This is a genomic window from Devosia sp. (genome assembly GCF_036563435.1).
Classification (GTDB): domain Bacteria; phylum Pseudomonadota; class Alphaproteobacteria; order Rhizobiales; family Devosiaceae; genus Devosia.
In genome coordinates this window covers 78,835-85,222 of the sequence record NZ_DATCMJ010000004.1, presented here as the reverse complement: position 1 = coordinate 85,222, position 6,388 = coordinate 78,835, and the positions used below count along the sequence as shown (strand labels likewise).

Sequence of the window (6,388 nt, the reverse complement as noted above, 5' to 3'; positions counted from 1 at the left end):
TGCCGGACACGGGACTCGCGGGATCTCCAACGCTCGCAGAGATTCCGGCCCATGCCTCGACCCGCCCTGGCTGACGTTGCCATGCGCCCGGCCCACTCCCGCCACTGTCGCCTGCAGGCCGCCTGCGCGGGGTGGATGGGGGGCAGGATAGGCCGGGAAAGAGGGGGTGGGGATAAGTTTGTGTGGGGCGGTGCTTAATCCAACCGCTGAACGTCACCCTCGGGCTTGACCCGAGGGGTCTTTGCTTGACCTGCCGTTCCGCAAGTGCAGGGCCCTCGGGTCAAGCCCGAGGGTGACGGCTGGTGGGTGGGGCGAGTGGATGGTGGGTGGACAGGCCCATGGTGGCTAAACCACACCCCCTCCCATCCTCCCCCGTCGAGGGGGAGGTGCCGCGCAGTGGTTGGGGCACGATCTTGCCCCATCCACAGAACGGGCTTCCCTCCCCCTTGAGGGGAGGGAGTGAGGGTGGGGGTTCCGGCGGATTAACTGGCGTTTGAGTTGGTGGACGGCGCAGAACCCCCACCCTTGATCCCTCCCCTCAAGGGGGAGGGAGACGACTTCTACATCGCGGCTAGAAGAGCTAGGACTTTCTTCTGGTGAGCGCAGGGAGTGAGTGCCAACTCCCGAAGCGTCACCCTCGGGCTTGACCCGAGGGGGCTTTGCTTCAACCCCCACTCCGCAAGTGCAGGGCCCTCGGGTCGAGCCCGAGGGTGACGACTGGTGGATGGGGGCCGTGGGACGGGACCGGCACTGGATACGTGCACAAACGAAAAGGCCGGGCGCTGGGCCCGGCCTTTCACATTCTCGGTTCGCCTACTCGGCGGCGTTGGTGGCGCCGCCGGTGAGGAAGGCGGGCAAGGTGCCGACGTCGCCTTCGGCATCGGCGGCTTCGCCTTCGCCGGCCGCTGGACGGCGGCGGCGCGGGCGGCGCTCGCGGGGCTTCTTGGCTTCCGCTTCGGCCTCAGCCGGCGCAGGCGCTTCGACGGCGGCGGCTTCGGTAGTTTCTGCAGCGGGAGCCGGCGCGGGTTCGGCGGCAACGACGGGGACGGGCTGCTGCACTTCGCCTTCGGGGCGGAAGCGCTCGCGGCGCGGCCGGTCGCGGCGGTCGCCGCGCTGGGGACGTTCGCCATCCTGGCGGTTCTGCTGCTCGCCCTGCTGACGCGGCTGCTGTTCGCCTTCACCCTGCTGCTCGTCGCCCTCGCCCTGGCCATATTGCGGCTGGGGCTGTTGCGGCTGCGGCGAGGCGAAGCGGGAGTTCATGTCCGGCATATCGTCGTCGAAATCGTCGTCCTGCTGGCCTTCCGGGCGCTGGCCGTTCTGGGCCTGCTGGGCGCTGGAGACGATGCGGAAATAATGTTCGGCGTGCTGGAGATAGTTCTCCGCCATCACCGAGTCGCCGCTCGACTGCGCGTCGCGCGCGAGCTGGAGATATTTCTCGGCGATATGGGCGGCATTGCCGCGCACCTTCACGTCGGGGCCATTGCTCTCGAAATTGCGGGACAATGGATTGACGTGCTTGCGTCCGCCATTGCGGCCGCGCTGCCGGTTCTTGTTGTTCTGGTTATTGGGTCTCATCTGGTCGCTTTATCTAACTCTAGAAAAATAAGCGTCACACTGCTGGCGGACCGGCATCTGCCTGATCGGGCCATCCGGATGCAGCCACTCTGGCGTGCGACCGGCTCTATCTTGGCTTCATGAAGACCGAAACCGTCGGACGGCGCCCGAACCCATTCCGCGTCGTTTCCGCCTCTGCGGGAACCGCGCTGCGCCTTGCAGCCATTGGATGTTTCGGGTGGCTAGTCGCCGTGGCGCTCATGAAGCGCCGTTGACAGCTGCGGGTAAACTACAAGGTTCGGACCGCTTTTGCCAGCATTAATTGCGTTTCCAACAGCTGCGGCTCAACGGAGGCGCGCGGCGACCACCCGATCATGGCCATTGAGATCGCGATGCACGGCGACATTCTCGAACCCCGCCTCCAGAAACAGCGCGCTGACCGCCGCGCCCTGGTCATAGCCGATCTCGAGGAGAACGGCGCCATCGGGATCAAGCCAATCGGCAGCCTGGGCGGCGATGACCCGGTAGGGCGCGAGGCCATCGGCGCCGCCGTCGAGTGCGAGGCGGGGATCGAAGTCCTTCACCTCGCGTTCGAGCGTATCGACCACGGCGGAGGTGATATAGGGCGGGTTGGAGGTGATGAGGTGGAAGCGAAATGGTGCATCGGACCTCATCCTGAGCCTGTCGAAGGGTGAGAGCGGCTCGAACCAGCTGCCCTGGAGGAAGCGGATGCGGTCGGCGACCCCGTTGCGCTCAGCGTTCTCGGCTGCGGCTTCAAGGGCGCGGGCGCTGAGATCGGTGGCGATGGCCCGGGCATCGGGCCGGTTGGCGAGAATGGCGATGGGGATGCAGCCTGTGCCGGTGCCGAGGTCCAGGAGCTGTCCCCCCGGGGGTAGGTGCGCCAGGGCCAGGTCGACCAGGAGCTCGGTCTCGGGGCGCGGCTCCAGCGTGGCTTCGTTGAGCGCGAAGGGGAGGCCGTAGAATTCGCGCTCACCGATGATGCGGGCTACGGACTCGCCGGTCATGCGGCGCTGCAGCAAGGCGGCCACCTGTTCGGCGGCCGCGGGGTCGACGCTGTTGTTTTCGCCGGTGGCGAGCTCGAGGGCGGAAAGGCCCAGGGCATAGCCGGTCAGCAGCTTGGCGTCGAGGGCGGCGCTGGCAAAGCCGAGGCGGTCGAGAACGTCGCGCCAGCCGCGCCAGAGCTGCCCGACCGTGGGCTGGCCGCTCAGTTGGGCATCTCCATCGCTGCGAGCTGCTCGGCCTGCGACGTCGTGATCAGCGCCTCGATCAGCTCGTCGAGGGCTTCGCCGGTGATGACCTTGTCGAGCTTGTAGAGCGTGAGGTTGATGCGGTGGTCGGTGACGCGGCCTTGCGGGAAATTATAGGTGCGGATGCGCTCGGAGCGGTCGCCGGAGCCCACCTGGCCCTTGCGTTCGGCGGAGCGGGCCGAGTCACGCTCCTCGCGCTGCATCTCGTAAAGGCGCGAGCGGAGCACGATCATGGCCTGGGCGCGGTTCTGATGCTGCGACTTCATCGCCGAGGTGACGACGATGCCGGTCGGCAGGTGGGTGATGCGCACCGCCGAGTCGGTGGTGTTGACGTGCTGCCCGCCGGCACCCGAGGCACGCATGGTGTCGATGCGGATATCCTCGTTGCGGATCTCGATGTCGATGTCTTCCACTTCCGGCAGAACGGCGACGGTGGCGGCGGAGGTGTGGATGCGGCCCGAGCCTTCGGTGGCCGGTACGCGCTGCACGCGATGGACGCCGGACTCGAACTTCATGCGGGCATAGACGCCCTTGCCCGACACATTGGCGATGATTTCCTTGAAGCCCCCCATTTCGCCGGGGCTTTCCTCCATCACCGTGACCTTCCAGCCGTGGTTCTGGGCGTAGCGCTCATACATGCGAAAGAGGTCGCCCGCGAAAAGCGCCGCCTCGTCGCCGCCGGTGCCGCCGCGGATTTCGAGGATGATGGACTTTTCGTCGGCCTCGTCCTTGGGCAGGAGGAGGATGCGGATGGACTGAAAGAGCTGTTCGATCTTTTCGTCGAGCTCGCCGATCTCGGCCTCGGCCATCTCGGCCATGTCCTTGTCGCCGCTCCGGAGCAGCTCCTCGGCTTCCTCGCGGTCGCGCAGGGCCTTCTTGTAGGCGCGGATTTCCCCCACGATGGGCGCAAGCTCGGCATGTTCCTTGCTGAACTTGACGAACTCGTCCGGCCCAGCGCCGCCCGAAAGCGAGGCCTCGACATACTGGAACCGCGTTTCAAGCGCGTCGAGCTTGTCCTGGGGAAGAGAGGGCATGAGGGAATGCTTTCAAGTCTGGAAGAGGCACGGTTTAGGGACAACGCGTGCGGGAGGCAAGGGTTGGGCGCCATCTCACGCCATCCACACCGCTCTCCCACTCACCGCCCGTCACCCTCGGGCTTGACCCGAGGGCCCTGGACTTACCGGGCGCTATGTAAGTGTAGACCCCTCGGGTCAAGCCCGAGGGTGACGATCGAGCAAATCGTCCTCTCCCGAAGAAGACCGCCGGGCTTCATGACACCGGCAGGTTCTGCCGTTCAATCCATTCCTGCAGCAGCGCGCGGATGGTGACGCCGTCGGCGCCATCGCTGAGGGCCGCGTTGACCGACATGCGGATAGGCTGGAGGTCGACGTTGAGCACCAGTTCCTTGATCGGGCCGATCGAGGCCGGACCCATGGAAAGGCGCGTCATGCCCACGGCCATCAGCGCCAGCGCTTCGAGCGGCTTGCCCGCCAGTTCCCCGCACATGGTGATGGGAATGTTGTAGCGGCGCGCGGCATCCACCACCATGCGAATGGCGCGCAGGCGCGGCATGCCGATCGGGTCGTAGTTCTTGGCGACGCGCGGATTGGCCCGGTCGGAGGCGGTGAGGAACTGCACCAGGTCGTTGGAGCCGATGGAAACGAAGTCGGCCTCGGGCATCAGCTGGTCGAGCTCGAACAGGAGCGAGGGCACTTCCACCATGACGCCGAGTTCGAGCCGCGACGGAATGGGCTTGCCCTGCCGGCGCAGGCGTTCGACTTCCTTTTGCACCACGAGCTTGGTCTGCATGAACTCGAAGGTCTCGGTGACCATGGGCACGAGGATCTTGAGCGGGCGGCCATCGGCGGCCAGCAAGAGGGCGCGCACCTGCGTGCGGAGAAGTCCGGGGCGCTCAAGCCCAAGCCGGATCGAGCGGAAGCCCATGGCCGGATTTTCCTCGGCCATGGAGCGCTGATAGGGCAGGACCTTGTCGCCGCCGATATCAAGGAGGCGGAACACGACGGGGCGTTCGCCGGCAATGGCCATGGCCTCGGCATAGAGCTCCTGCTGCTCCTGCAGGCGCGGGAGCTTGGAGGCGATCATGAACTGTAGCTCGGTTCGGAAGAGGCCAACCCCCGCCGCGCCGGTATCGTCGAGCATGGGCAGGTCGGCCACAAGACCCGAATTGTGCAAGAGCGTGATCTCGACCCCGTCGCGGGTGATCGAAGGCTTGTCCTTGAGTGCGGCATAATGGGCGCGGCGCTTGGCCGTGACCCGCACTTTGTCGACATAGGCCTGCTCGATGTCGGGCGTGGGCCGCAGATGCACCACCCCGGCGGGACCATCGAGAATGATGTCGTCACCCGTTTCGCACATGGAAACGATGGACTGCGCCTGCCCCACTGCGACCATGCCGAGCGAGCGCGCGACAATGGCCACATGGGCCGTAGCACCGCCCTCTTCCAGCACCACGCCGCGCAGCTTGGTACGGTCATATTCGAGCAGTTCCGCCGGACCCATGTTGCGGGCCACGAGGATGGCGTTATCGGGCAGGTCCTTGTGACCCATGGCGTGTCCGTCGCCGGTCAGGACACGGAGGAGCCGGTTGGCTAGATCGTCGAGGTCGTGGAGGCGATCGCGAATATAGGGATCGGTCTGGCGCAGCATGCGGGCGCGCGTGTCGTTCTGCACGCGCTCCACCGCCGCTTCCGCCGAGAGGCCGTTGTCGATCGCCTCGGTCAGGCGATGGACCCAGCCGCGGTCGTTGGCGAACATGCGATAGGTTTCAAGGATCTCGCGATGGTCGCTGCCGCCGGCCATGTCGCCATGGTCGAGCATGAGATCGATGGACACGCGCATTGTCTCGAGCGCGTTTTCCAGCCGCAGCTTTTCGGCCTCGGTATCTTCGGCAATGAAGTTGGAGACCACGACGCGCGGGTCGTGGAGGACCACGGTGCCAAGGGCAATGCCATCGGTGAAGCTTACGCCTTGATACATGCGGGGACGCCTGAGATCGATATCGGACCCCGGCTTGATCAGGTTGTCGAAATCCGAGGTGGCGATCATCTCGGCCAGGATTGTGGCCGTAGTCAGCATCGCCTCGGTCTCGTCCTCGCCGAAGCGGCGATGGGTGGAGTTCTGCACGACCAGAACGCCCAGCGTTTGCCCGGCCCGGAGCACCGGCACGCCGAGGAATGAATTATATTTGTCTTCGCCCGTTTCGGGCCGGTAGGCAAAGGCCGGGTGGCTGGTTGCGTCTTCGAGACTCAGCGGCTCGGCTTCGGCGGCAATGAGGCCAACGAGGCCCTCTCCGAGGCGCAGCGTGGTCAGGTGCACCGATTCTGCGGCAAGACCCTTGGAGGCGAAGAGCTCGAGCGCACCGTCGTCGCGCAAGACATAGAAGGAGCAGACATCGGCCCGCATGTTTTCGGCAATGAGGGCGACGATCTTGTCGAGCCGCTCCTGCGAGGCGAGTTGCTCCGCCATCGTCTCGCGCAACTGCCGCAACAATACCCGTGGGCCGCCCATGGTCGTGACCATCTACCCCTCAGACGGCCCGCAAAGCC

The 6,388-nt window shown here is 65.8% G+C and carries 4 protein-coding genes; all 4 read right to left on the bottom strand.

The features are described 5' to 3' along the window. Positions 1–813: 813 nt before the first annotated feature. Complete coding sequence (locus tag VIL88_RS03400) at positions 814–1,575, bottom strand: DUF4167 domain-containing protein (RefSeq protein ID WP_331985973.1); 762 nt, start codon at positions 1,573–1,575, stop codon at positions 814–816. A gap of 323 nt (positions 1,576–1,898) precedes the next feature. Then, positions 1,899–2,783, bottom strand: a complete 885-nt coding sequence (gene prmC, locus VIL88_RS03395; RefSeq protein ID WP_331985975.1) for a peptide chain release factor N(5)-glutamine methyltransferase — start codon at positions 2,781–2,783, stop codon at positions 1,899–1,901. Beyond that, complete coding sequence (prfA, locus tag VIL88_RS03390) at positions 2,780–3,856, bottom strand: peptide chain release factor 1 (protein ID WP_331985971.1); 1,077 nt, start codon at positions 3,854–3,856, stop codon at positions 2,780–2,782. The genes prmC and prfA overlap by 4 nt, the downstream gene beginning before the upstream one ends. 235 nt (positions 3,857–4,091) lie before the next feature. After that, entirely contained in the window at positions 4,092–6,362 is a 2,271-nt protein-coding gene (gene ptsP / locus VIL88_RS03385) for a phosphoenolpyruvate--protein phosphotransferase (RefSeq protein ID WP_331985969.1), read from the bottom strand. Between the last annotated feature and the right edge of the window lie 26 nt (positions 6,363–6,388).

Excerpts from the sequence above, each read along its gene's own strand:
- ptsP (WP_331985969.1), bottom strand. The coding sequence starts at position 6,362 with ATGGTCACGACCATGGGCGGCCCACGGGTATTGTTGCGGCAGTTGCGC.
- prfA (WP_331985971.1), bottom strand. The coding sequence starts at position 3,856 with ATGCCCTCTCTTCCCCAGGACAAGCTCGACGCGCTTGAAACGCGGTTC.
- VIL88_RS03400 (WP_331985973.1), bottom strand. The coding sequence starts at position 1,575 with ATGAGACCCAATAACCAGAACAACAAGAACCGGCAGCGCGGCCGCAAT.